This window comes from Ignavibacteriota bacterium (assembly GCA_013285405.1).
Taxonomy (GTDB): domain Bacteria; phylum Bacteroidota; class Ignavibacteria; order Ignavibacteriales; family Ignavibacteriaceae; genus IGN2.
This window is the reverse complement of sequence record CP053446.1, coordinates 1,545,570-1,569,829: the sequence shown is the minus strand read 5'-3', so window position 1 is coordinate 1,569,829 and position 24,260 is coordinate 1,545,570. Positions and strand designations below refer to the sequence as shown.

Below are 24,260 nucleotides of genomic sequence, written 5' to 3'. Positions count from 1 at the left end.
TTACAAAAAAAAGTCCGGCAATTGCCGGACCAATTTTTAGGTACTTAATGTCAAACTACTTAACCGTAGAATCTTTCGGCTGAATCATTTGCTGATATTTTTCAATATTGGATTTAACCGTTGGATCATTAGGAAACATCGTTTCTAACTTCTGCCATAGTGCAAGGAGCTTATCATATTGTTCTGAGTTCTCATAAATTTCAATAAGCAGCCGGTACGGATTATAATATGATTGAACATCAGTTGGATTTTTTTCCAGATCTTCCAATGCTTTCATTTCAACATCTGATGCTATTTCAAGAAACTTTTTATTATCGCCGGCAGACAGATAAAGATTTGCCACTTCGAATAACAAACCATTTTCCATACCCAGGACTTTGTATGGTAATTTTTCATTCATATCATCAAGTGCTGCGATAAGATTTTTGTTATCACCAATACTTCTGTAATAAACTGCTAATCTCATAAATGCATTGCGATAATTCTGTACCATTCGTTTATGATTCTCGTCAAAGAAAATACTAGGATCGTTAAGACCAGTAAATCTGAAACCGGGCAAATAGCTTTTGCTCGGTTCAGTGTTTCCTTTCAATTGAGCTTTTACCATTTCAACATCTATAAATTCGCTGCCTGGTTGTCGTTTTTCTGGTACAAGTTTGAAAGTCATCCCTTCCATTTTTAAATAATCCTGCAAACCGATTTTACTATCATCCGAACAAGTTACTGCAAAGTATATTGGTCGTTCCCAATTGTTTGCTTCGATAATTTCTTTGACCATAATATCCTGAACACGAATTGCTTTTATTTCGCCAAAAGTTAATGTGTTGGGCATTCTCCAGGTCATTTTGCCAGCATAGAGTATAGTTGTATCGTTTACTGCATATTCATTAATAATTTTAGAAAATTCTTCCGGATTAGCCGCTTTGGGAGTTGTGATACTAACATCAGTCGGGGACCATTGTATTGGTCTTAAATCTTGTGGATTAATTCGTGAATCCGGTATTCTGATTTTTATTGTGCCTACTCCATAGGGATCATTATTTTTTTAACTGACGTACGTACCAATCGGTATTTAGCAGACTAAGGTTAACAATTTTTACATCTCTTCTAACACCTTCAACATCCTGCAAATACCATAGAGGGAAAGTATCGTTATCACCATTAGTAAAGAGAACGCCATTCGGTTCTGTACTCTGTAAAATATTGTATGAATAATCCCATGGAACCCAATTGCGTGAACGGTCGTGCGTATGATAATTAGCCTGCAGCATTTTAATCGGAATAAAAACAAACATCAACATCAATACACCCATCAACGCAGCAGTTCCATAAGTTTCTTTCTTAAAATATTTTTTTACCAAATCAACTAAACCACGTACTCCTATTGCAATCCAGATTGAAAATACAAAGAATGCACCGACATAAAAGTAATCTCGTTCTCTTGGTTGCGGCTGCTGCTGGTTCTGATAGAAAGCGGTCAGATATCCCAATAAAATAAATGCTACCATAAAAACAGATGCCATTTTCCAATCGCGCCGGAAATGATAATAAATGCCAAACAATCCAACCAAAAATGGAATTCCGAATAAAGAATCCGCAGCGTTGCCTTCAAACTTCACATTAATTATTTTGCCGAAAATATTCCCAAGAAAATTGAATGGTGCTATATTTGCTCCATCATCCTGAACCCATCCTTCACGACCTGCATAATTCCATAACCAATATCTGGTCATCATATGATTCATCTGGTAATTATAAAAGAATGATAAATCGCTGGGATAATTTGTAAAAACTCCCTGTTGATGCGGTTCACTTGTAAACCTTCTTTTAAATGTTGGAAAATCACCATACTGCTCTCTGTTGAGATATTGTTCCAACTTTGGAAAAGTATCCGGTTCATTTTCATTCATCGGAGGGTTTTGATTTGCTCTGATAATAACCATTGAGAAAGTAGTGAAGCCAAGAAGAATAAAAATTGTTGACATAAAGATTGTATGCAGCGTTGGCTTATTATTCTTCACAGAATAATGAACAGCATAACCAAGTAGTGCGAGTAATACAATAAAAATTAGAAGCTCAACTATGATATTATCTTTCCCGATTGCAGTCATTACTGCCGGTAAAAGTTTAACTACACCCGGGTAGGTTGCAAACAGTGCAACTCCACCAATAATGATCGGGAGATAAAATGAGTTTTTACTGAAAACTTTTTTCCAATAAATTCCCATAACAACAATGCTTATCACAACAATCATAAGTTTAAATTTTGTATCAAAATCTTTGTATTCATCGCTGGTCGGCGGAGTGGAGCTAGTCTCTCCTGCCCACCATATTATTGCAAGTAATAAAATAATTCCGGCATGAGCAAGCAAAATGTAACCTGACTTCTTTAAGGCTTCTTCATCATCTACATATTTTTTGAAGAAAACGATCATCACTACAGGAACAATAGCTAACACACTCATCAGGTGAACACCAATGGATAAACCGACCAGATAAGCAATACCGAGTATATACTTTTCACTGTCTTTATTATCTGCTCGTTCATACCATCTTATGATCAGATAAACTATTGCAGCAACTAACAAAGTACTGAAGGCGTAAACTTCAGCTTCAACACCATTGAACCAAAATGTATCACTGAAAGCGAGTGAAAGCGCTCCAATAGCTGATGCAGTATATGTTGCTATTGCCTCTGAAAACGTTTCTGGTTTTTTACCGGTGAAAATGTTGATAAGCTTTACAGCAATTAAGTACAGTAAAAACACACTGAGTGCACTCGATAAAACAGAAATTAAATTTATTTTAAACCCAACATTTTCAAAGAAGGGAATCTTTGAAAAAATATTACCCAGTATGAGAAAGAAAGGAGCTCCGGGGGGATGTGGTACCTGCAAGTAATAGCTCGCGGCAATAAATTCACCGCAATCCCAGAACGATACCGAAGGTTGAACGGTCATCCAATAAACGACCAGTGTTACAAAAAAAACTCCGGCTGCATAAATTCTATGTAAAAGTTTCAGGTTCATTATTTCCTCGTTAGAATAAGAAGGTCAAAATTAGTTACAATTCGATTTGTTTACAATGAAATGGAGGGTTTTTAATATTCAATTACCTGATCCCTGATCAGTGTTTTTCTTGAAGAATTTATCATACTTTGATGTATCGACCGGTTTATGATATTTATCATGTAAATCTTTCAACCGTTGCATAGAAAGTGTGTCAAACTCATCATCATCTTTATCTCTCTTTATAAACATCTTATATTCCTCATATTCCTGACGAGAGAAATTACGTTCATATTTCTTTAATGTCTCAAGTAATTTTTTTTGTTCCCTGTAGGATGACATGTTCAACCTGTTTTCTTAATTGAATAATTTTCAGTATTAAGATAAATATTGCTTCGGATCGAAAAAATCTATTTAATTTTATTTTACTCATAGACGGGTAGCTGATAAATTAGTTCAGCTTTCCAATCAGAGATCAATCTTTATTGAACACACTTCTATATTCATCACCCCAATCGTTCAATAAATCGATAATCGGAATAACCGATTTCCCGAGTAAAGTAAGATTGTACTCAACTTTAGGTGGAATTTCCTGATAAACTTTACGTATAATAATTTCATCGCGCTCAAGTTCACGAAGTTGTTGTGTCAGCATTTTGTGCGTTGCTTGTGGTAGTAATCTTTTAAGTTCGCCGTATCTTTTGGGGTCATCTCGCAGCCTCCAGATTATTGGTATTTTCCACTTTCCACCAATAATATCCAGTGAAAGCTCAACAGGATTGTTAAATTTTTTCTCTTTAAAGTTGATTTCTGGCATATTTTATATACTTTCTTTTTGTGGTATATAATATTTTACACTATATATGCTGATAAATATAGTATTTGAGTCATTATCATACAAATTTCTATTAAGCAAATTTTTGATATGAGTTTATAAGAGATCAAAATTTTGAACTCTAACCAGCTAATCCCGTTAAGGCATTCGATGCAAAAACAATTTTCAGAGGCTGATCTAAATTCGGTTTCTCCTTTTCAGATAGTAGAACCACAAAAAGTAAGCTGCTAATGAGCGATATGGTTTTAATTTTTTTGTAAAACAAACAATACCACTATCAGATTTTACTTTAGTCAACTCCTTAATTGTAGTTATCAGGGCAATATCACCTAAAGGAAATATATCTTTGTTTTGTAAACAGAACATTAAGTAAATATCTGTTGTCCAATCGCCGATACCTTTTATGCTTGTAAGTTTTTTACGAACCTCGTCAGGATTTATTCCTGACAATTCATCAAAATCCAATTCTTTGTTTATTACAGCCTTCGATAAAGCACGAAGATATTCTGCCTTTTGTTTACTGATCTGACAAGTACGCATTTCTTCATCAGTCAATTTCAAAACATTCGTTGGCAAAAATTCAGTCAGATAATTATTTAGCTTATTGAAATGTGCTTCAGCAGATGCAAGACTTACCTGCTGCTCTAAAATAATTTTTGATAATGATATAAATCCTTCGGGTCTGTTCCAGTTTGGAGGGGTGCCGTACTTTTCTTTAATATTTAAAAATATTTTGTGCTTAGAAGTGAGTTTTTTAACATCTGCTTTGTTGACTATTCTTTGTGACATCTACAGAAGAAATACCAAATAGGTTTATGATGAATAGCGGGATTCAAAAATTTCCTGACGACAGGTTCTTTCATATCCATTAAAAATTATTTTACCTCCATCAAGTATGAGGTCAGTTTATTAATTAAACTGTCTTTCATCTCAAACACATCACAAAAAACCAGATTAATATATTCAGCATCTTTTTTCTTTGCGCGCACAGTCCCTTCTGTTATGACAATATTATTTTCTTCAATGGCTCTTGTAACAACAATAACTGGCTTACCTTCAAATGCAGGATTTTCAATTTCTTTATCAAAGGCATCTTTTCCTTTTAAATGAAAGACTCCGGGCAAAATCCATTCGACATTATCTGCTAGACAAGATAAAATTTGTTCGTGATCAGACTTATTAAATCCATCAATATACTTTTCTACTACTTTTTTATTTGCAGACATAAATCCAACATCACAAAAATTTGTTTTTTAAAATCCGATTTCATTTGTAATGGTTTACTTTATAATACAACTTTTTTCCAAGTTCCTTTTTTGAATAACCAAAGTGTGAATAAACCAACTGCAGTTTCTGAAGCGAATATTGCCCAGAAAACTCCTGAAATATCCATTTCAACAATCTTTGCGAGAAAGTATGAAAGCGGAATTTGTATCAACCAGAAAAATACAAGATTTATTTTTGTTGGAGTCATAGTATCACCAGCACCATTAAATGCCTGTACGGAAACCATCCACCATGCATAAACAAAATACGAATATGACACTATCTTGAGCCACATTCCTCCGACTTCTATAACACCTGGCTCATCTGTAAAAATTCCGACCAGGTTTTCACTGAAGAAGAAATATACAACTGAAACCAGAATTAAAAATGACATGTTCCAAATTCCGGTGATCCAAACAGATCGTTCAGCACGATCGGGCTGCTTTGCGCCAAGGTTTTGACCAACAAGTGTAGCTACTGCATTTGACATTCCCCACGAAGGCATCATGGTAAACATCATTATTCTGATTGCAATAGTTGCACCTGCCACGGCTTGACTTCCGAAGTCTGCAATTATTCTCATTATAAAAATCCACGAGGTCATTGCAACAATCATTTGCCCAATTCCGCCAAGAGAAGTTTTAATTATTTTTTTAATTGTTTCCCATTGAAGTTGAAATTGTGATTTTAAAACCCTGATATGTTTAACACCTTTGAAAAGAAACCAGAGTTGCATAATTACTCCAACACCTCTTCCGATGTTAGTAGCAATCGCCGCACCTTCAATTCCTAATTCGGGGAATGGTCCAAGTCCATAAATTAATATAGGATCGAGAATCATATTAATTCCATTTCCTATCCAGAGTACACGCATAGCAATTGCAGCATCACCAGCACCACGGAAGATTGCATTAATAACAAACAGCAATATGATTACAACATTTCCTCCCAGCATCCACTGAGTATATTTATAACCATGATCAATTGTCCATTTATCACCACCCATCAATACGAGTAATTCTTTTGCGAAAAATATACCTGCGATCATAAATGGAATTGAAGCAACCAGTGCGATAAAGATCGCCTGTATAGCAGAAATGCTTGCTTTCTCTTTATCTTTTTCTCCAATTCGTCTTGCGACTATTGCAGTAACTCCTGTTGCTAATCCCATTGCAATTGAGTAAAGCAGAAATAAATATGTTTCAGTAAGACCAACCGTTGCAACAGCAGAAGCACCAAGTGTTCCGACAAAATAAATATCAACAACTGCAAAAGTTGATTCCATAATCAACTCAAGTATCATCGGAACTGCAAGTAGAAAAATTGCTTTGCCAATTTTTATTTCTGTATAATCAGCATCGCTTCCCCTTATTGCATTTTTTAATTCCTGCCAAAGGGATTTCATATTTCGGTTGTCTGGATTATTCTCCAAACCTATTTCATATTCTAATTCTTCTTTCAACTTTTATTCTGATTTTTTTAATAGCAAAAAATGGCAGGCAATTTATTACAAATTACTTTGTCTCTGCAAGTATTTTTAGTTTATCAAGTGCTGGAGGCCACATATTTTCGAACATTTCTTTGTACTCATCATTGATGTCCATATCAACCAACAGTTCTGTTTTATCGTGAAGATCTTTGAATGTGTAATTCTCAAGTGCACCAGCCCACTGTTTTACTGCATCGCTTGTTGTATCTTCTTTTCCATCCTGAACAAGACCAAGGTGTTCGATAGAAAGATATTCGTGTTTTTTATTTTCTTTTATTCTGCTGACCATTCCACCAATATTACCGTCCTGATCCGGTCCGAGAAAAAGCATTTTACTTCCTTTATTCCAACTGCCAACGAAGTGAGAACCGGGTGAAAACGCTTCTGTCCATTGACGGTATGTTTTGTCATCAAGCATTGTGTTCCAAACTTTTTCTTTCGATGCCTTAATTACGATTGAGAAATTTAGTTTTTGCATGGCTATACTCCTTAATATTTTTTTATAATTCATTATTCAGAAGCAAGCTTTCTACGCCTGGCAAGTTCTTCTTCAGTTTCATCTTCTAATGCGAATGATCCTAATTTTAATCCTCCGGCAGGTTGATAAGTTGCAATGATTACTCCTGTGCCTGATGATTTAACATCAACAAGTTTGAGATTGGATGCATTCACTCCTTCACCAAACAGTTGTTTTCCTTTTCCAACAGTTACAGGGAAAGTCCAGATATTAAATTGATCCACAAGATTTTCATTAACGAGAGTTTTGATAAGGTTGCTGCTTCCATGAACCTGAAGTTCTGGTCCATTTTGTTCTTTTATTTTTTTAATTTCATTTTCGACATTACTTTTTATCAAAATAGAATTCGCCCAATTAAGTTTATTCACTGTTCTGGAAGCAACATATTTTTTTGTTGCATTAAATTTATCAGCAACCGGATCGTTTGTTATATATGGCCAATGAGCAGCAAATATTTCATAAGTTTTTCTTCCGAGAAGCAGTTCGAATGGCTTTGACATAAATTCATCCATAAAATTTCCCATCACTTCATCCCAGTAATGGAAAGACCAACCGCCGAAATTAAAATTACTTGTTGGATCTTCTTCTGGTCCACCTGGTGCCTGCATTACACCATCGAGTGTAACAAAAGTATTTATAATTAATTTTCTCATATTAATTTCCTTTATATGCTTTCTCCAGATCTGAAATAATTATTTTTTTCATCTTCAGCATTGCCTGCATTGTTCTTTGAGCTTTGACCGGATCTTTATCATTCATCATATCAATCAGAATTTTGGGAGTTATTTGCCATGATACTCCAAACTTATCCTTTAGCCAACCACACATACTTTCCTCGCCGACATCAAATGTTAGTTTGTTCCAATAATGGTCAACTTCCTGTTGATCTTTGCAATCAACAACAAAAGAGAAAGCTTCGTTAAAATCGAAATCATGTTCAAGCGTACTGCTCATTGAGTTAAATAAATATTTTGACAAACTAAATTGAGCAAAGAGAAGAGTGTTCTTCGGAAGATTTTGTGATTCCGGGTACGGAGCTTCCAGAAGAATTTTTGAATCGGGAAATACTGAAGTATAGAAATCAACTGCTTCTTTTACTTTACCTGATTTTTTATTCACAAACAAAAATGCTGGCAAAATTTTCTGTGCTGAATTTATTTTCTCAACCGTCAATTGCCATGAAAGTCCGAATTTATCTTTTACCCAGGCATATTTCGGACTCCAATCATATTTATCCAATGACATCAATGCACTTCCGCCATCCAATAACTTCTTGTAAATTCTTTCAATCTTTTCATCAGATTCACAATAAACAAAAAGTGATATCGACTCATTGATTTTAAAATGTGGACCCGCATTCATTGCAGTAAAATTATTTCCTTCCAGTTGAAATGAAATGACAAATGCTGAACCGACAGGCATTCCGGTTACCTTTGCAGCAGATTCATCGTACCTGCTGACATTTACTATTTTCGAATTGTCAAATACAGTTGAATAGAATTTTGCTGCATCTTCAGCTTGTGTATCAAACCAAAGGAATGGAGTTATTTTTTGCATATTAATTTCCTTTACTATTTGTTACATATTTATTCAAAACGATTCCGCAATCGAATGCAACACTCTCTGAAAGTTTTAAATTTATTTTTTCATCAAGTCTGCTGAACATTTCCACACCTTTTCCTATTGCAGATGGATTAATGAAAAGATTGTATTCATTAATAAGATTATTTTTAATTAATGATGATACAAATCCGGCACCGCCATATACAATAATATCTTTACCAGATTTTTCTTTTAAGTTTTTTATTTCTTCTGTTAAATCACCAGTAGCCAGTGACGTATTTACCCAATTATGTTTTTTGATAGTTTTGGTGAAAACAACTTTTGGAATATCAATCATTCTTTTTGCAAATTCATAATTTTCGCTTAATTCCTTTGACGATACATCTTTATTTTCAATGACTGACAACCAATGCGAAATAAATCCATCCGTCATTTTTCTTCCAAGAAGAATTGTATCAACAGAATCGTGCAATTCATTTACATACTTTTTAATATCATCACCCCAATTCCATGTTAACCAATTCAGTTCACCATTTGGACCTGCAACAAAACCATCAATTGTCATTTGAACTTGCAGTTTTAATTTTCTTCCCGCAGATAGAGATTTTGATTCATTCGACATTTATAATTCCTTCCTTTATTTTTTTCTAATTCGCATTTGGAGGAGTATAAATTACCATCCATCGGATGTTGAATTTATCTACGAGTGAACCAAAATAATCTCCCCAAAACTGATCAGCCATTGGCATTTCAACTTTACCACCGTTGGAAAGTTTATTAAATAATTTGTCCGCTTCATCTCTGCTATCAGCATCAATTGAAATATAAAAATTATTACCAAAGGTTACATTGAAGCCCATTGATTCCAATGCATCTGTAGCCATCAGGTAATTATCTTTTCCCATTTTCAAACCAATATGCATTACTTTTTGTTTATCTGCTTTACTCAGCTTTTCAGTACCGGGTACATTTTCGAAGCGATTTATACCGCCGACAAAATCTCCTCCAAAAATGTCTCTGTAAAAATTAAAAGCTTCCTCGGTGTTTCCGGGAAAATTTAAATAAGGATTTATTGATTTCATTTTATCCTCCGGGATTTATTAATTGAATAAAATAATTAATTTATTAAAACGAAAATTTTTGATTGACCACAAAGTGGACGAGCTTGGTGTTAAGTTAAAACACAGAAAGGAAAACAAGATAAAGAATTCTAGTGCTGTTGATAGTAAGTTACTATTAGTATTATCTTAAATTCAAGTTTAAATTTTATAATATTGGATTTTAATGATAAATGGTGATTCAAAACACTCATCTAATGTTATATTGAAACTGTCGGAGATAGAGCTTATCTAATCATCTAAATTATTATTTATATTTAATTATTTGGTTAAGTAACAAATAAACGAAAGGATAAAATGTTGAGTGAAACGAAAACCCGCTTTGTGGGAAAAACAATCATTCATAAAGCAAATACCAGGGGTCATTTTGATTATGGTTGGTTGAAAACTTATCATACTTTTAGCTTTAGTAACTACTACGATCCTGAACGCGTTAACTTTGGAATGCTGAGAGTTTTGAATGATGACACAATTGAAGCTGGAGAAGGATTTGGAACACATCCTCACAACGATATGGAAATCGTAACCATTCCATTGGAAGGTGCTGTTGCCCACAAAGACAGCACTGGTGGTGAAGGTGTGATTTATCCTGACGAAATTCAGGTGATGTCCGCAGGAACCGGAATTCATCATTCGGAATATAATCATCTGAATGATGGAACAACAAAACTTTTACAGCTCTGGATTTTCCCTGATAAAAAAGGACACGAACCAAGATACAATCAGAAATTTTTTAATTCGGAAGAAAGAAAAAATAAACTGCAATTCATTGTCACTCCTGAAAAGAAGGGTGATAACTTGTGGTTGAACCAGGATGCATACCTTGCATTATCAGATTTAGAAAAAAGTAAATCTCTTAATTATAAAATTCACACTAAAGGAAATGGTGTTTATTTATTTTTAATTGACGGTAATATTTCGGTGGGTGATGACAAATTATTCAAACGTGACGGGATTGGTCTTTGGGAAACAGAGGAGATATCAATTAATGCAAGTGAAGATTCGAGACTTCTGTTTATTGAGGTACCAATGATGTAACTTTAAATCCGTTTATCAAGTATATGTACAACAACAGACGTTTGATTTTTAATTTTGTTTACAGGATATGTTGAAATATTATTATTAAATAATTGTCAACTCAAAACTAAAAATTTTATAGAGGTTTGATATGAAAGACAAAATTATTCGTCTGCTTTGCTTTTCCATTATTATATGCGGTTTATTTATTCCAAGCAATTTAGCACAGGATGAGCCATTGATATCCAGAAAAGTTTTATTCGGAAATCCGGACAAAGCATCTTTAAAAATTAGTCCAAACCACCAGATGATTAGTTATCTGGCACCCTTCAATGACGTATTAAACGTTTGGGTAGCGCCAATTGATAATCCGGAAGATGCAGTTGTGGTTACAAAAGATACGCTCCGCGGAATCAGAATTTATTTCTGGTCATACAACAATGAACAGATCTTATATCTTCAGGATCTTGGTGGTGATGAAAATTGGCAGTTACATGCTGTTAATGTGAAAACGAAACAAGATGTAAACCTCACACCATTTGAAGAGATTAATGGTCCTGATGGTCAGCCAGTAACGATGCCCGACGGTCGCAAGCTAAGACCACGCGCAGATATTCAGGAAGTTAGTTATAAACATCCAAATGAAATTCTGATTAGTCTGAATACCCGTAATCCGCAATACTTTGATATTTACAGATTGAATATTATTACAGGTGATATGAATTTGATTCAACAGAATGATAAGTTCGCCGGATTTCAGACTGATGATGATTACAATATCAGATATGCATTTGAAAATACATCTGACGGAGGTATGGAATTATTCACGCCCGACGGAAACGGTAGCTGGATAACATTTGATAAAATTCCGATGGAAGATGCACTGACAACAACTCCTATCAGCTTTAACAAAACCGGCGATGTACTTTATATGATTGATAGTCGTGGCAGAAACACTGCTGCTTTAATATCAGTAAACCTCATCACTGGCGAGAAAAAATTAATTTTTGAAAATCCAAAAGCTGATCTGAGTGGAATAATGATCCATCCAACCGAAAAAACAATTGAGGCTGCGGCTTGTGATTACTTGCGGACTGAATGGGAAATTCTTGATCAATCTATCAAACCTGATATGGATTATCTTAAAAGCGTAACCGATGGTGATGTGAATGTAACAGACAGATCGCAGGATGATAATTTCTGGGTTGTATCATACACGAAGGATGATGGACCAATTTATTATTACATTTATGACCGGTCAGTGAAGAAAGCAAAATTTCTTTTCACTAACAGGAAAGCTCTTGAAAATGTTAAGCTTTCAAAAATGTATCCTGTTATTATTAAATCCAGAGATGGACTTGATCTGATCAGCTATTTGACGCTGCCTTATGGAAGCAACTCTGAAGACTATCATCCATCCAAACCTTTACCGATGATATTATTTGTTCATGGCGGTCCCTGGGGACGGGATAGTTGGGGCTTCAATTCAACTCATCAATGGCTTGCAAACAGAGGATATGCTGTGTTGAGTGTGAATTTCAGATCATCAACAGGTTTTGGTAAAGATTTTATTAATGCGGGAAATAAAGAATGGGGCGGGAAGATGCACAATGATTTGATTGATGCAGTTAATTGGGCAGTTAAAGAAGGCATCGCACAAAAAGATAAAGTCGCAATTATGGGAGGAAGTTACGGTGGTTATGCAACTTTAATTGGTTTGACGTTTACTCCTGATGTGTTCGCATGCGGAGTTGATATTGTTGGTCCTTCAAATATTAATACTCTTATGGAAACAATCCCTCCTTACTGGCTGCCTGTAATAAATATGTTCACATCACGTGTCGGAGATTTCCGAACTGAAGAAGGAAAAAAATTCCTTGAATCAATATCGCCATTATTTTTTGTTGATAAGATTACAAAACCATTGTTAATCGGACAGGGTGCAAATGATCCTAGAGTAAAACAAAGTGAATCTGACCAAATTGTAAAAGCAATGAACGAAAAAAATATTCCTGTTACCTATGTTTTATTCCCTGATGAAGGACATGGTTTTGCAAGACCCGAAAACAGAATGTCATTCAATGCTGTTACTGAAATATTTTTATCACTGTTTCTTGGCGGACGTGTTGAACCTATTGGCGATGACTTTAGAGGTTCTAGCATAACTGTACCGAACGGAGCAGATAATATTCCTAATCTCAACACTGCTTTGTCTGGGAACAAATAGTTAAATAGCAAATTATTCTAATAACAAACCCGATTTCTTTTCAGAGATTGGGTTTTCTATTTTGAAAGAACTTTACAGAAAACTTAATACATTGAGAAGCAAAAATACGGAAACAGTTAAATGGACAATGAAAAATTAAAATATCCGATTGGTAAATACCAGCCGGAAGAAAATATTGACAAAACAGCAATCAATAGTTTTATCAAAGAAATTGAAACTCTTCCTCAAAGACTTGCTGATGCAGTAAGAGGATTATCAACTGAACAACTACGAACTCGTTATCGTCCAGATGGCTGGACTATTCAGCAGGTTGTTCATCACATTGCTGACAGTCATCTGAACGCTTATGTTCGTTTCAAACTTGCCTTAACAGAAGATAACCCTGTAATCAAACCATATAATGAAAAACTTTGGGCAGAACTTCCTGATTCAAAATTACTTGATATCAATGTTTCGCTTACGCTCATAGATTCACTTCATAGAAGATGGACTGTATTGTTAAAACAACTCAATGATAATGAGCTTGAAAAAAAATTTTTACATCCCGATTCCGGAATGAAAACACTAAGTGAAACTGTATGCCAATATGCTTGGCACGGAAATCACCATCTCGCTCACATCATTTCACTCAAAGAAAAGATGAAGTGGTAATAATTCTCGATTAAATTCCAATCATTGCTGTTAAAGTGAACTGCCAGGCATTTATCGAACGAGCATTTTCAACAATAAAAATATCATCATCCGTACCGAACAAAGGATCCTTCTCATCATTTAATGAAGTATATGAATCAAGTCTTTTGGGATTTGTTGATGTCCCTGTGTACTGCTGACCAAATACGTTGTAAAGATTGTAATGAACTCCAACATCGAATGTTACTACCGGAATTATATCGAGTAAAGCACCGCCACCGATGCCAGCACCAAATCTTGTTTCATTTTCAAATTTATATTCTCCGCTCGGAACTTCTGCAACTCCCTGAAATTTAACTGTACCGCTAAAAGTATTTACTGATACAAATCCATCAAGATAAAAGCCAACTGGTGAAAGCGGAGGTGAAATATTAAATTCAGGACCAGCTTTGAGTGAAAATATCCCATGTGAGTTCTCAACTTTACCATGACCTGGTTCACTTTCTCCTTCACCGCTTACAGTTGAATATTCAACTATACCAAACAAATTAAAGCCCAGCAAGCCTACTCTTGCTTTTGCATGATAATTAAATCCGCTGCTCATTCCGTACTTGGTTCCATTGTAAAAGTCAATTGTTGAACCACCGTAGCCTCCAACCGGAGATATGTATCCGAGTCCACCTCCAATTTGAAACGATACCTGTGACTGAATATTTGCAGGGATGAAAAATAAAGTGGCTGTGATCAGCATAAAAAGGTTTTTCATTATTCTCTCCTAATTTTTTTATAACAATATTTGAATGAATTATTATCTATTCAAGAGTTCAAATATTTTGCCATTAAAAGTCATAAGAATAATCAACCATTCTTAAATTATTTAATTTAAATGAAATATCTTACGGCGTAAGATTTACGAAAACTAAACCGGGATAAAATATGCATAAATCAAAACTACTTTTCTTGAATTTGTTTCTTCTATGTTTTTGCCTGTTTCTATCATCAGCATTATGTCAAAATTCCGGATCAGACAAAAAAGGAACAAGAACAATTTATCTTATTCGTCATGGACTTTATAATGAGAACGATGAAAGGGATGAATTCGTTGGTAAAGAATTGACACCGCTTGGAATTGCTCAGGCAAGATTGCTGGCAAACAGGTTGAAATCAATGTCTGTTGATTTTAATTCTCTTGTAAGCAGCACAATGTCACGCGCAAGACAAACCGCAATGGTTATCAATAAAGAGTTTCCGGAACTTGTTTTGCAGCAAGACAGCTTAATTGCTGAATGCACTCCACCAACCTGGCGGAAAGATGTGATGGCAGAAAGTGATTCATCCGAATTGGCTGAGTGTGTTGAAAATCTTGAAGTGTCATTTAAAAAATATTTTGTTCCTTCACCAGATGAAAATGATAGAAATGATTTAATTGTTTGTCATGGAAATGTTATCAGATATTTTGTTACAAAAATTTTAAATGTTAATACAATGTCATGGCTGCAGATGAGTATTACAAATTGCAGTCTGACAATTATTCGAATAAGAGCTGACGGAACACTGAAGTTAGATACGTTCGGTGATTACGGACATATTCCGGAGAATATGCGAACATTCACAAGCGGAGAAAATGAAACCAAAGAATTATTAGTTCCAAATAAGTAATTAAAAATATTTTATGAAAACAGCTGTAATAATCGGAGCGACTGGGTTGGTTGGTCATACACTTGTAAAAAAATTACTTGAGGACAGCCGTTATCAATCAATAAAAACTTTTAACCGGAGATCTTCCGGTATAATTCATCCGAAACTTAAAGAATACATTGTTGATTTTGATGAGATGGGAAAATGGAAACAACTAATTACTGGCGATGAATTATTTTCTGCAATGGGCACAACAATCAAAAAGGCAGGAAGCAAAGAAACACAATATAAAATTGATGTAACATATCAATATGAAATTGCGAAATCTGCTGCTGAAAACGGAGTTCAAAATTATTTTCTTGTTTCTTCTGTTGGAGCGAATTCAAAATCAAAAATATTTTACCTGAGAATTAAAGGTGAACTTGACGAGAAAGTTCAGCAATTATCATATATCAAAATCAGAATATTTCGTCCTTCTTTATTACTTGGGAATAGAAAAGAAAAAAGATTTGGCGAAAAAACTGCTGAAAGAATATTGAAGACTGTTATTCCATTAATTCCTTTTCTTAAAAATCAGAGACCAATCGAGGCTGAAAAAGTTGCAAGAGCAATGATAGCATCGGCAAATAAAGAGGATAATGAGCCAATTAAAATTTATGGACGTGATGAAATATTTAAACTTAGGGAGAATTAAACAAACAAGTTGTCATTCGGTGCTTGACTAGGAATTTAAAACAATTACCCGTTTACAGATTCCGGTTCTTCTCCGGCGATTGCCGGATCGACCGGAATGACACAACTAAAATAATTATTTCAATTATTGTTTCTGATAAAAATCTGTGTGAAATAAATTGTATTTCCATTGTAAGCAACTCCTACTCCTGTAAGGTTTGAATTACTTTCAATATTACTTTTATGTCCGGGACTGTTTAGCCATGCTATGACCACAGCTTCTGCACTATAATTATAAGCAACATTCTCTCCTGCCCAGTTCCATGAAATAGTTTCTCCGATTTTATTAATCCGTTCGTTAAAGCCATCGTGATTTATTGTTTGAGCATTCGCCATATCCAAACTATGCTGTCTGCATTCGTTTGCAATTATATCATTCCAAACGAGTGCGGGTAAACCCATTCCTGTTCGATGTTCATTTACAAGACGATGAACTTCAGCTTCAACACTATCTGCAGGAGAGCCGTTATTGTTTTTGCTCGCAACAGGATCATCTTCACACGAGAATGAGAGAAATAAAATCTGAATTAGTAACAAGAAGAATTTCAAAAGTTTGATTTTCATTCCTCATTCGAATCAAATTTTATGCGAATCTAAATTTTACTTTAACGCTGTGTTTTCAAGAGTTTAGCATGAAAAAGTCGTAATTTACCATTGATTGAACGTAAGAATTTCTCCTCTGTTCAAATTTATTTTTTAACTTTAATTATCAGTTCTCTGACTTCCTTGCTTTAATATTCACATCAAATTTTTTAGAGATTTTATTTTCTGTTAATTGCAAATCTGCTCTCATACCGGTTTTATAAATTTGATAATCGTTTACTGAAATAGAATCTACTGCAAACCCATTTGCTTTAGAGTTTTGTAAAATGTTTTCAAATACATTTCTTGCTTCAACTTCCGTGTCATAATTGGCTGTTGCTTCTGACTGGTAAACTCCTTCTTTGTTAGAAACAAAAATCATCCTGAGTGTTGCGGTTTGATAAAACATACACATCATTTCAGGATTGCTGTTATCCTGATGAACGGGATTACCAAAAGTTTTTATCACATCAGATTTTGGTTTGCCAATAAATTCATGAACACTGATATCTTGTGCAGATAATAATACTGGAATCAAGTATATCAGGAAAAAATAAACGAAGGAAAAATTTTTTGATTTCATAATGACTCCCTGAAAAATTATTTATAATTTCAAAAAGGGTTATAGAATTGTGTGTCCTGAACGAGGATTTAGTAGGATTGAAACTGTGATTGAACTCTTTGAGCATTTTAACCTCATTAGACAAAAATCACATTGTAAATTTAATCAAAATTTAGAAGGGTGTCAATTGAATTTGTCTGGATGGTACTATTCAAACTCATCCCTATACTTCGCTTTCAAAGAGAAGGGATTATTCTATACCGTGACCTATTATTAACTTTTAGATAGCAGAATATCAACTTTGTTTTTCCTAACAATAATGGGGCAGACTAAAAAGTAACATAGTGTGCCTTTGTGTCTTGGAGACTTAGTGGCTAATCTTTTAATTTAACGGCTATTCAATATTTATATTTGACACTAACCTGCCTGCGGTAGGCAGGGCCGCGAAGTCACAAAGAATCACAAAGAAAATTTACTTATTAGTCAGCCCCTATGAGAGAGTTGATTTTCATTGAAATACTAAAGACCCTGAATCAAGTTCAGGGTAAATAAATTACTCAACTAACGATAGAAATTCTCCGTAACCTTCTTCTTCCATTTTCTCTTTTGGTATGAAGCGAAGTGATGCTGAGTTTATGCAGTAACGCAATCCGGTTGGACCAGGTCCGTCATCAAAAACATGACCAAGATGTGAATCACCATTTTTACTTCGGACTTCAACTCTGTTCCATCCGTACGAATGATCTTCTTTTTTGACAATATATTTTGCATCAATCGGCTGAGTAAAACTTGGCCAGCCGGTTCCTGAATCAAATTTATCTTTTGAACTGAAAAGTGGTTCGCCGGTAACAATATCGACATAAATTCCCGAACGATGATTATCCCAGTACTCATTCTTGAATGCAAATTCAGTTCCTTCGCACTGAGTAACTTTATACTGTTCATCTGTTAACATCTTCTTTAATTCTTCATCGGTTGGTTTATGATATTTGGTTTCTTTGTTATCCATATAGACATCTTTCGATTTTGAGTTCTGCATTTTATTATTCTCTGTAATTGTTTGACTTACATTATCTTCGCCACTTTGCGCACAGCTCGTCGTGAACAACAAGACAAAAACTAAAAATACATTTAATAAATTTTTCATTGTAAACCCTTGTACATATTTATTAGCAAGATAATTTTGATTTGTAAAATTCGCAAGGTAAAATCAGGTTGGATTTATCCTGAAGAGCCCAAAAAAGAATGCACTTTAAAGTGAAGAAAAGGAATGAATTAATTCAGATTAGGATTATCGTTCAGATCAAAGTTTGCAATCAAAGATTTTTCTTTATAAAGTTCATCATCAGCATAAATGAAAAGAATACTGCCGCCCTTCAGCAAATTAATTATTGTTTTGGATAATTTTAGAGAAACAGATGGACATCCCCAGCTTCTTCCGATAACACCGTTACCATTAGCAATTCTTTCATCAACATAATCTGCACCGTGAATGATAATTCCTCTTTGTATGGCGTTATCGTTTATTCCCTTTTCCAATCCTTCAAGCTTTAATGAATACCCTCTTATTCCAAAATATGATTTGCCCGTTCTGAAAAATCCAAGACTACTTTTGTGCGATCCGTATTTATTAGAAAATTTTGTTGCATTCAGATAGCCGGATTTTTTTCCGTGAGCAACTAAGATTTGATAAAGCAGTTTGCGGTTTTCAATATCAATAATAAAAAATCTTTTTTCGTTGGATGGTTTTGAATAATCTATTATTGAAATTAATTTTTTATTTGCCAGGTCTATTGAAGTGTAACCTTCCATAGCTTGCTTAAAAATATCATAATCTAATTTATCTGTGAGATTACATTCTGTATAAAGATTTTTAAGAAGTACATCATAACTGTCAACAACCGGAGTGATACTATCATCTGAATTTATATTTCTCTCGCCTGGGGCACTGTTAGAAATGGAATTTGAAAGGAGGGAAAAAACTCCAATAAAAGCAAATAAAAATGTTCTCATATTTTGTTGTGCTGCATCATTTGTTCCTGAATATTGATGTAAGTTTCAAATTCCATACCGTTGAAAAAAATCCAATTCGGTTATAATATCTGACATTATACGTCATTAATACGGATTATCCCGACGTAAATAGCTGACGGAACAGGTTATAAATGCTGTGAAAATTTAAAGAAGAACAGGACTAAAAGAGGAAGGATAAATCTACATCTTTTAACTGCTTATAATCTTTTTGATTCTCCTGATTTACTCAATTGAAAAATTGAATTTTGATTTGAACTGTTAGACTAACTTGTAAAAAATTGGTTCCAATCTTTCACAAATATTTTTTTATTGCAAGACAAATATTTGGAGCTAATTAACGGCGTTGTGCTAAGCCGCAGTCCAGAATAAGATTGCTGAATAGAAGCACAAACATTAATGATTAAAAAATTTTGTTTAGTAGAACAAAGCCGAACAAGATAACTGACGCGGAACGACTACCATTAAAATTATAAAAATACCGAATGCGAAAACGCTGTCGGGTGGAAGCACATGTTATACGTTTTTTCCCTTAATATGTTTTTCGGCTTTAATTCCCTCAGTTCCGGCTTTACCTAAAAAAACAAAATTTCCATCTTCAACTATTTCAGGCCACTTCCAATGCCTTTGCTCATTAATTCTAATATTTATTTCAGCTACTGTATCAAGCTTCGCAGAATTATAATCCCGAAGTGATTGAAGGTTATGATAGTTACTTTTATTAACTACTAAATATGCAATTGGATAGTATTTGAATATTTGGAAGAATCCAAAATCATTATACCTACCACGAATAGCAGGCATTAAAATATCTCTGATGATTATGGTTAGCTTGTAAGGATAAATCCAATAAAAAACATTTATATCATCTGGAATTAGTTTACTTTCATCTAATAATATTTCTCTTACTTTATCATCAAAAGGAGTTTTCTCTATTTCACCTTTTGTTGCCAACAAATGTCCTAACACGCCTCGAATTAATCTATTTGGCTTTGTTTCAATATTATATGAATTAAGGAGTGATAATTTTGAAGTGAGAAATTTGTTAACATCTAATGAAAAAGAGTTTAACACTGTATCGTATTCACGCCCAAGTCTGCTATTACAACACTCACATAATGTTGTAAACTTTACTCCGTTTTGTGAAATAAAATAATATTTATTTTTCATCTGCTTTGAAAAAAAATCAAATGCTGATTTTATTTCAACCGAGTCTATTTTTATACCACCTTGGGGTGGAACGTGGTCATCTGTAAGTTTTTTATATTGTTCACAAATCTGACAATTACCAAATATTTTTTTCTTTCTTCGTGCCATTATTTTTGCAATGACTTCATGATAAGTTTATCTTCTAATAATTGGTCAACCGTCTTTCCACAATATGAATTGATAACTGTATTTCTATTTGCATAAGCATTTCCTCCAGTAAATGAAGTTGCTATCCAAGCCATGTGACCATTTGAAACATCATATAATTGGGTTTCAAATTCAGCCCAAGGCTTGTTTAATGTATAACCTCCTTGATATGTTGTTGTTGATTTTTCTTTATAGGTGGCAGTATTACCATAAACATTTACATTACCTTTTGTTTTTGTTGTTGAACTCGTTTGAGGAACATAAACTTCATTCACTCCGCTTTCGCCAACAGAAATTGAGATGAAAGCATCAATGTCATTTTTTAGTAAAAGGTCTACTTTTTCTTCATCGGATAATTCTCGTGTTGGTGGAAATAATCTAAAGCTTTCCATAGCAAAAACACCAATATCGGAAAAGGCTTCGACCATTTTAGATTCTAATTTTTGCCTGTCTTCTAAATCATTAGTATTCGCCACAACAAGAATTCTTTTAAATTCTGCTTTCTGATAATCTGGGTCTTTGAAAGAAGTCATTCTTGTTGATGCGCAACCGAAAAGAAACAGTAAAAATCCAATGTTTTTAAAATATTTTATAGAGTTCATAATACCTCCAATTTAATATTTCTATAAGGATAAAAAATCTTTTTTAGTTATTGCATCTGTTCTGGCTGTTCCACCAATTACAGGATGTAATGTGATTTCAGAAACAGAATATTCTCTTTCTATTCTATCTTTTAACTGAAATTCATTAGTAGTAAAAGGTAACCCTTTTTCAAATACTGAAAACGAGCAATCTTGAAGAAAAATTAAAGAATCTTCATCATAATGTCTGCCGACTACAAAATATAATTTGTAGTTGCCGTCTTTAATTTTTTTAATTGTAAAATCAGAGTTTCTTCTAACATATAAAGTCAGAGCGGATTTATTAATAGTGATTGGGACTAGTTTAACAACTGCGTCATTATTCGTTCCATTTTTAATTGTTAATTCTCCAAGTCCCGTAAAGTATCTTTTATTTTTTAAAAATATTTTTCCGTTGGGGATATATTTTTCGGGAATGTTACTGAAATCCTTGACTTTTTGATTATCTAAAGGTTTTTCTTCGGGTGTTGAAGAATATGTTTCTCGCTCAATATTAGATGGTGAGTAATTATTTCGATTGTTTTCAATATTTATCGAATTGGAATTATTTTCTTCACTTGAATTGTTTTGTTTATCAAGCTCATAATTATATAAAGTTTTTTCAGGTTCGGTGGAATTGTTGCTTTGAGCAAAATAATAAATCAATAAAATTACAACAGAAGAAAATATTAATAAGCCTTTTTTTCTTTTTAAAAAATCAAAGAATTTGTTTGTATAATCTTTACTTGCAAAGGTAAACTTATTTTTTCTAGTAGATTGCTTTTCGTTATTTTCAGTTTTTGACTGCGAATCTATTGAAGGACGTTCTTCCCTTTTTATAGACTCAATTCGTTCAATTAAAGTCATTTTGCAAATAGGACACTTTTCTGAATTAATAGGAATCTGATTCTTGCAAAATGGACAATTCTTTATTGATGATGATTTATTCATAAAACGTATATCTATTACTTATACTGCTCAGAAAAATTAGTTTCGGAACGTAGATATACGTGCATATGCATATCTACGCCCCATTTGTAATCAAATTTTCTCATAGACGTAATATTTAAAAATAGATCGTGCATATATATCATCCTTTTACAAAACTTTTTCTTGCTTGATAACTCATTGGTAATTCACAAACTAAACACAAAAATCAAGATCGGCTTCTTTTAATTTTTGAAAAAGTAATTTCACGTTTACTTAATATCCTTATCGGGTAATATCTGTTTAAAATTTCTGATTGTCAAAATAGAAACTCTTTTCGTTTCAATGCGATAGTTGATTCTATAATCACTTTCAAATAATTCTCTGATTTCTTCTCTGTTTGTTTCGGGTACCTTTCTTCCTCTTTCAGGATTCTTTGCTAATGATTCAACTTTTTTAAAAATTCTTTCAACCACTTTTTGTGCTGCTGCTTTATTATCAACTGATATGTATTCATAAATATTTTCCAATCTATCAGCAGCAAGTGGTGACCAGGATATTTTCATAATTAAGCTTTCCTGGCAAACTTCTTCTTCAATTCTTTATGAGATATTTCCTTCCCCTGGCTGAGTTGTGCTTCTGCTAATTTAACATCTTCAATTACTTCCAGCTTATCAAGCATTGATTGATACTCTGAAACATCTAACAATATTGCGGTGCTTTTTCCGTTTTGAGTAATGATTAAAGGTCTTTTTGTCTTCTTAACTTTTTCAAAGTAAAAAGCTACTTTGGAACGGAACTCGGAAAGAGGTTGAATATCCTGGTCTAATTGTATTTTGTGCATTAAATTCTCCGACTAAAATATTGTGCAGATAAACGTACAATATTTTGCACAATATTACAAGTTAAAATTTATCTACTGGTAATTAACAAACTGAACAGGAAAATCTAGATCGGCTTCTTTTACTTTTGGGATGACAATCTGCAAGTCATCTTTTTTCGTCTTCTGAATGTTCAAGACTTCAATTAATTTTCTCCCGCTCAATATAAAATCTTTGTATTTCAATTATCTGTTGATCAATGTTAAGATCTTGATTTGTTAGATGTCTATAATAGGATCTTAAAATTAATCCTGACATATCATCATTTGAAGGTACCCCCATTTCAAGTAATTCTTCTCGTAAATCACTATCCCCGATACTGTATCCCAACACTCTATCATACAACCACTCATTCCTAATCCATAATCCTGTAGAAAAATGAGTGTCTATCACAAATTCATCTTCGGACATTGTAATGATTTGTTCTTTAGTTGAATCTGGAAAAATTATATCGAGCTGGGATATCGCCTCTTGCAAATTCCTTGGTTTATAATCAGGGTCATCTTCCTTTATTTCTTGGCTGAAAAGATTTGCCGATATTAAAAATACAAGCAGTGTGTTTACAATTAATTTATTCTTCATAAAAGTATTCCTATTGCTTTCAACTATTTAAAATTCTTCACTGATAATTAACAAACTGAACAGGGAAATCAAGATCAGCTTCTTTTACTTTTGAGATTACGATCTGCAAATCATCTTTTTTAGCTCCCTGTACACGGATTCTTTCATCCATTATCTGCGCACTTACTTTCAGATTCATATCCTTAATCATCTTTGTAATTATCTTCGCATTGTCTTTAGAAATTCCGCTTTGCAGATTAATTTTTTGTTTCAGTCTTCCGGTTGCCGCCGGTTCGGGTTCTTCCAGCTTCATAACTTTAATTGATAAACTTCTTTTAATAAACCTTGTCTGTAGAATATCAATTGATTGTTTACGTGAATAGTCATCTTTTGTGTTGATATTTATCAGCTTATCTTTTTTATTTAGCTCGATCTCTGTTGCAGAATCTTTTAAGTCATATCTCTGGTGAATTTCTTTGATTGCCTGATTAACTGCGTTATCTACTTCCTGGAAATCAATTTCAGATACAATATCGAATGATGAATTTTTTGCCATATTTTCTCCGGTTTTTTACTCAAATATAAATAATTACTTGCTGCGATTCGATCTGAAGTTACCGTTCATCAATAATTCTTTTAAAATTCTTCCTGTCAGTTTATCTTTACTGGCATTATTTTCATATCAATATTAAACCAAAAA

27 protein-coding genes and 2 pseudogenes are annotated in these 24,260 nt (G+C 33.7%); 5 read left to right on the top strand and 24 right to left on the bottom strand.

From position 1 onward, the window contains the following. Positions 1 to 55: 55 nt before the first annotated feature. From HND39_06810 to HND39_06760, 11 genes and pseudogenes are all read right to left on the bottom strand, one after another. Positions 56 to 3,029, bottom strand: a pseudogene (locus tag HND39_06810) (DUF2723 domain-containing protein). A 78-nt stretch (positions 3,030 to 3,107) separates the two neighbouring features. Then, a complete protein-coding gene (locus HND39_06805; protein ID QKJ96017.1) occupies positions 3,108 to 3,350 on the bottom strand; it encodes a hypothetical protein in 243 nt (80 codons plus the stop codon). A gap of 133 nt (positions 3,351 to 3,483) precedes the next feature. Further along, on the bottom strand, positions 3,484 to 3,825 hold the full coding sequence (locus HND39_06800) for a helix-turn-helix transcriptional regulator (GenBank protein ID QKJ96016.1): 342 nt from the start codon (positions 3,823 to 3,825) through the stop codon (positions 3,484 to 3,486). Between the two features lie 195 nt (positions 3,826 to 4,020). Continuing rightward, on the bottom strand, positions 4,021 to 4,632 hold the full coding sequence (locus HND39_06795; protein QKJ96015.1) for a DNA-3-methyladenine glycosylase 2 family protein: 612 nt from the start codon (positions 4,630 to 4,632) through the stop codon (positions 4,021 to 4,023). Positions 4,633 to 4,718: 86 nt separating this feature from the next. Beyond that, positions 4,719 to 5,069: a nuclear transport factor 2 family protein gene (locus tag HND39_06790; GenBank protein ID QKJ96014.1), complete on the bottom strand. Its 351-nt coding sequence runs from the start codon at positions 5,067 to 5,069 to the stop codon at positions 4,719 to 4,721. A 59-nt stretch (positions 5,070 to 5,128) separates the two neighbouring features. Further along, positions 5,129 to 6,514 (bottom strand): MATE family efflux transporter, encoded by a 1,386-nt coding sequence (locus tag HND39_06785; GenBank protein QKJ97910.1) that lies wholly within the window; start codon positions 6,512 to 6,514, stop codon positions 5,129 to 5,131. A 109-nt stretch (positions 6,515 to 6,623) separates the two neighbouring features. Next, positions 6,624 to 7,076 carry an SRPBCC domain-containing protein gene (locus HND39_06780; protein ID QKJ96013.1) on the bottom strand — a complete coding sequence of 151 codons (453 nt, stop codon included), beginning with the start codon at positions 7,074 to 7,076 and terminating at the stop codon, positions 6,624 to 6,626. 32 nt (positions 7,077 to 7,108) lie between these two features. Continuing rightward, positions 7,109 to 7,768 carry a dihydrofolate reductase gene (locus tag HND39_06775; GenBank protein QKJ96012.1) on the bottom strand — a complete coding sequence of 220 codons (660 nt, stop codon included), beginning with the start codon at positions 7,766 to 7,768 and terminating at the stop codon, positions 7,109 to 7,111. Between the two features lies 1 nt (position 7,769). After that, positions 7,770 to 8,672 carry a VOC family protein gene (locus HND39_06770; GenBank protein ID QKJ96011.1) on the bottom strand — a complete coding sequence of 301 codons (903 nt, stop codon included), beginning with the start codon at positions 8,670 to 8,672 and terminating at the stop codon, positions 7,770 to 7,772. A gap of 1 nt (position 8,673) precedes the next feature. After that, positions 8,674 to 9,300: a dihydrofolate reductase gene (locus tag HND39_06765; GenBank protein QKJ96010.1), complete on the bottom strand. Its 627-nt coding sequence runs from the start codon at positions 9,298 to 9,300 to the stop codon at positions 8,674 to 8,676. A gap of 25 nt (positions 9,301 to 9,325) precedes the next feature. Continuing rightward, the gene (locus tag HND39_06760; GenBank protein QKJ96009.1) at positions 9,326 to 9,760 is read right to left on the bottom strand and encodes a VOC family protein; all 435 of its coding nucleotides are present in this window, start codon (positions 9,758 to 9,760) and stop codon (positions 9,326 to 9,328) included. Positions 9,761 to 10,093: 333 nt separating this feature from the next. Between HND39_06760 and HND39_06755 the strand changes: the two genes are divergently transcribed. The 3 genes from HND39_06755 to HND39_06745 all read left to right on the top strand — a co-directional run bounded on the left by HND39_06755 (position 10,094) and on the right by HND39_06745 (position 13,691). Further along, positions 10,094 to 10,834 carry a pirin family protein gene (locus HND39_06755; GenBank protein ID QKJ96008.1) on the top strand — a complete coding sequence of 247 codons (741 nt, stop codon included), beginning with the start codon at positions 10,094 to 10,096 and terminating at the stop codon, positions 10,832 to 10,834. A gap of 130 nt (positions 10,835 to 10,964) precedes the next feature. Beyond that, positions 10,965 to 13,040, top strand: a complete 2,076-nt coding sequence (locus HND39_06750; GenBank protein QKJ96007.1) for a S9 family peptidase — start codon at positions 10,965 to 10,967, stop codon at positions 13,038 to 13,040. Between the two features lie 120 nt (positions 13,041 to 13,160). Beyond that, positions 13,161 to 13,691, top strand: a complete 531-nt coding sequence (locus tag HND39_06745; protein ID QKJ96006.1) for a putative metal-dependent hydrolase — start codon at positions 13,161 to 13,163, stop codon at positions 13,689 to 13,691. A gap of 10 nt (positions 13,692 to 13,701) precedes the next feature. On the opposite strand, the gene HND39_06740 is transcribed toward HND39_06745, so the two are convergent. Next, on the bottom strand, positions 13,702 to 14,436 hold the full coding sequence (locus HND39_06740; protein ID QKJ96005.1) for a hypothetical protein: 735 nt from the start codon (positions 14,434 to 14,436) through the stop codon (positions 13,702 to 13,704). A gap of 170 nt (positions 14,437 to 14,606) precedes the next feature. Between HND39_06740 and HND39_06735 the strand changes: the two genes are divergently transcribed. Both HND39_06735 and HND39_06730 read left to right on the top strand, forming a co-directional pair. Continuing rightward, entirely contained in the window at positions 14,607 to 15,329 is a 723-nt protein-coding gene (locus HND39_06735; protein QKJ96004.1) for a hypothetical protein, read from the top strand. 13 nt (positions 15,330 to 15,342) lie between these two features. After that, complete coding sequence (locus tag HND39_06730; protein QKJ96003.1) at positions 15,343 to 16,002, top strand: NAD(P)H-binding protein; 660 nt, start codon at positions 15,343 to 15,345, stop codon at positions 16,000 to 16,002. A gap of 119 nt (positions 16,003 to 16,121) precedes the next feature. Here the strand turns inward: HND39_06730 and HND39_06725 are convergent, their stop codons facing one another. The 12 genes and pseudogenes from HND39_06725 to HND39_06670 form a co-directional block, all read right to left on the bottom strand. After that, complete coding sequence (locus tag HND39_06725) at positions 16,122 to 16,604, bottom strand: CAP domain-containing protein (protein QKJ96002.1); 483 nt, start codon at positions 16,602 to 16,604, stop codon at positions 16,122 to 16,124. A 145-nt stretch (positions 16,605 to 16,749) separates the two neighbouring features. Continuing rightward, positions 16,750 to 17,205 (bottom strand): hypothetical protein, encoded by a 456-nt coding sequence (locus HND39_06720; GenBank protein QKJ96001.1) that lies wholly within the window; start codon positions 17,203 to 17,205, stop codon positions 16,750 to 16,752. Between the two features lie 532 nt (positions 17,206 to 17,737). Further along, complete coding sequence (gene msrB / locus HND39_06715) at positions 17,738 to 18,331, bottom strand: peptide-methionine (R)-S-oxide reductase MsrB (GenBank protein QKJ96000.1); 594 nt, start codon at positions 18,329 to 18,331, stop codon at positions 17,738 to 17,740. Between the two features lie 128 nt (positions 18,332 to 18,459). Beyond that, on the bottom strand, positions 18,460 to 19,197 hold the full coding sequence (locus HND39_06710) for a murein L,D-transpeptidase catalytic domain family protein (GenBank protein ID QKJ95999.1): 738 nt from the start codon (positions 19,195 to 19,197) through the stop codon (positions 18,460 to 18,462). A gap of 726 nt (positions 19,198 to 19,923) precedes the next feature. Next, a pseudogene (locus HND39_06705) lies at positions 19,924 to 20,532 on the bottom strand (hypothetical protein). Then, positions 20,532 to 21,173: a hypothetical protein gene (locus HND39_06700; protein QKJ95998.1), complete on the bottom strand. Its 642-nt coding sequence runs from the start codon at positions 21,171 to 21,173 to the stop codon at positions 20,532 to 20,534. Before HND39_06700 ends, HND39_06705 begins: the two are co-directional and overlap by 1 nt. A gap of 21 nt (positions 21,174 to 21,194) precedes the next feature. Beyond that, complete coding sequence (locus tag HND39_06695; protein ID QKJ95997.1) at positions 21,195 to 22,058, bottom strand: hypothetical protein; 864 nt, start codon at positions 22,056 to 22,058, stop codon at positions 21,195 to 21,197. Between the two features lie 332 nt (positions 22,059 to 22,390). Continuing rightward, a complete protein-coding gene (locus HND39_06690; protein ID QKJ95996.1) occupies positions 22,391 to 22,684 on the bottom strand; it encodes a type II toxin-antitoxin system RelE/ParE family toxin in 294 nt (97 codons plus the stop codon). 2 nt (positions 22,685 to 22,686) lie between these two features. Further along, a complete protein-coding gene (locus HND39_06685; GenBank protein ID QKJ95995.1) occupies positions 22,687 to 22,962 on the bottom strand; it encodes a type II toxin-antitoxin system Phd/YefM family antitoxin in 276 nt (91 codons plus the stop codon). Positions 22,963 to 23,034: 72 nt separating this feature from the next. Beyond that, positions 23,035 to 23,184, bottom strand: a complete 150-nt coding sequence (locus HND39_06680) for a DUF520 family protein (protein QKJ95994.1) — start codon at positions 23,182 to 23,184, stop codon at positions 23,035 to 23,037. Continuing rightward, on the bottom strand, positions 23,141 to 23,581 hold the full coding sequence (locus tag HND39_06675) for a hypothetical protein (protein QKJ95993.1): 441 nt from the start codon (positions 23,579 to 23,581) through the stop codon (positions 23,141 to 23,143). The genes HND39_06680 and HND39_06675 overlap by 44 nt, the downstream gene beginning before the upstream one ends. 37 nt (positions 23,582 to 23,618) lie before the next feature. Continuing rightward, positions 23,619 to 24,116: a YajQ family cyclic di-GMP-binding protein gene (locus HND39_06670; protein ID QKJ95992.1), complete on the bottom strand. Its 498-nt coding sequence runs from the start codon at positions 24,114 to 24,116 to the stop codon at positions 23,619 to 23,621. Positions 24,117 to 24,260: the final 144 nt, after the last annotated feature.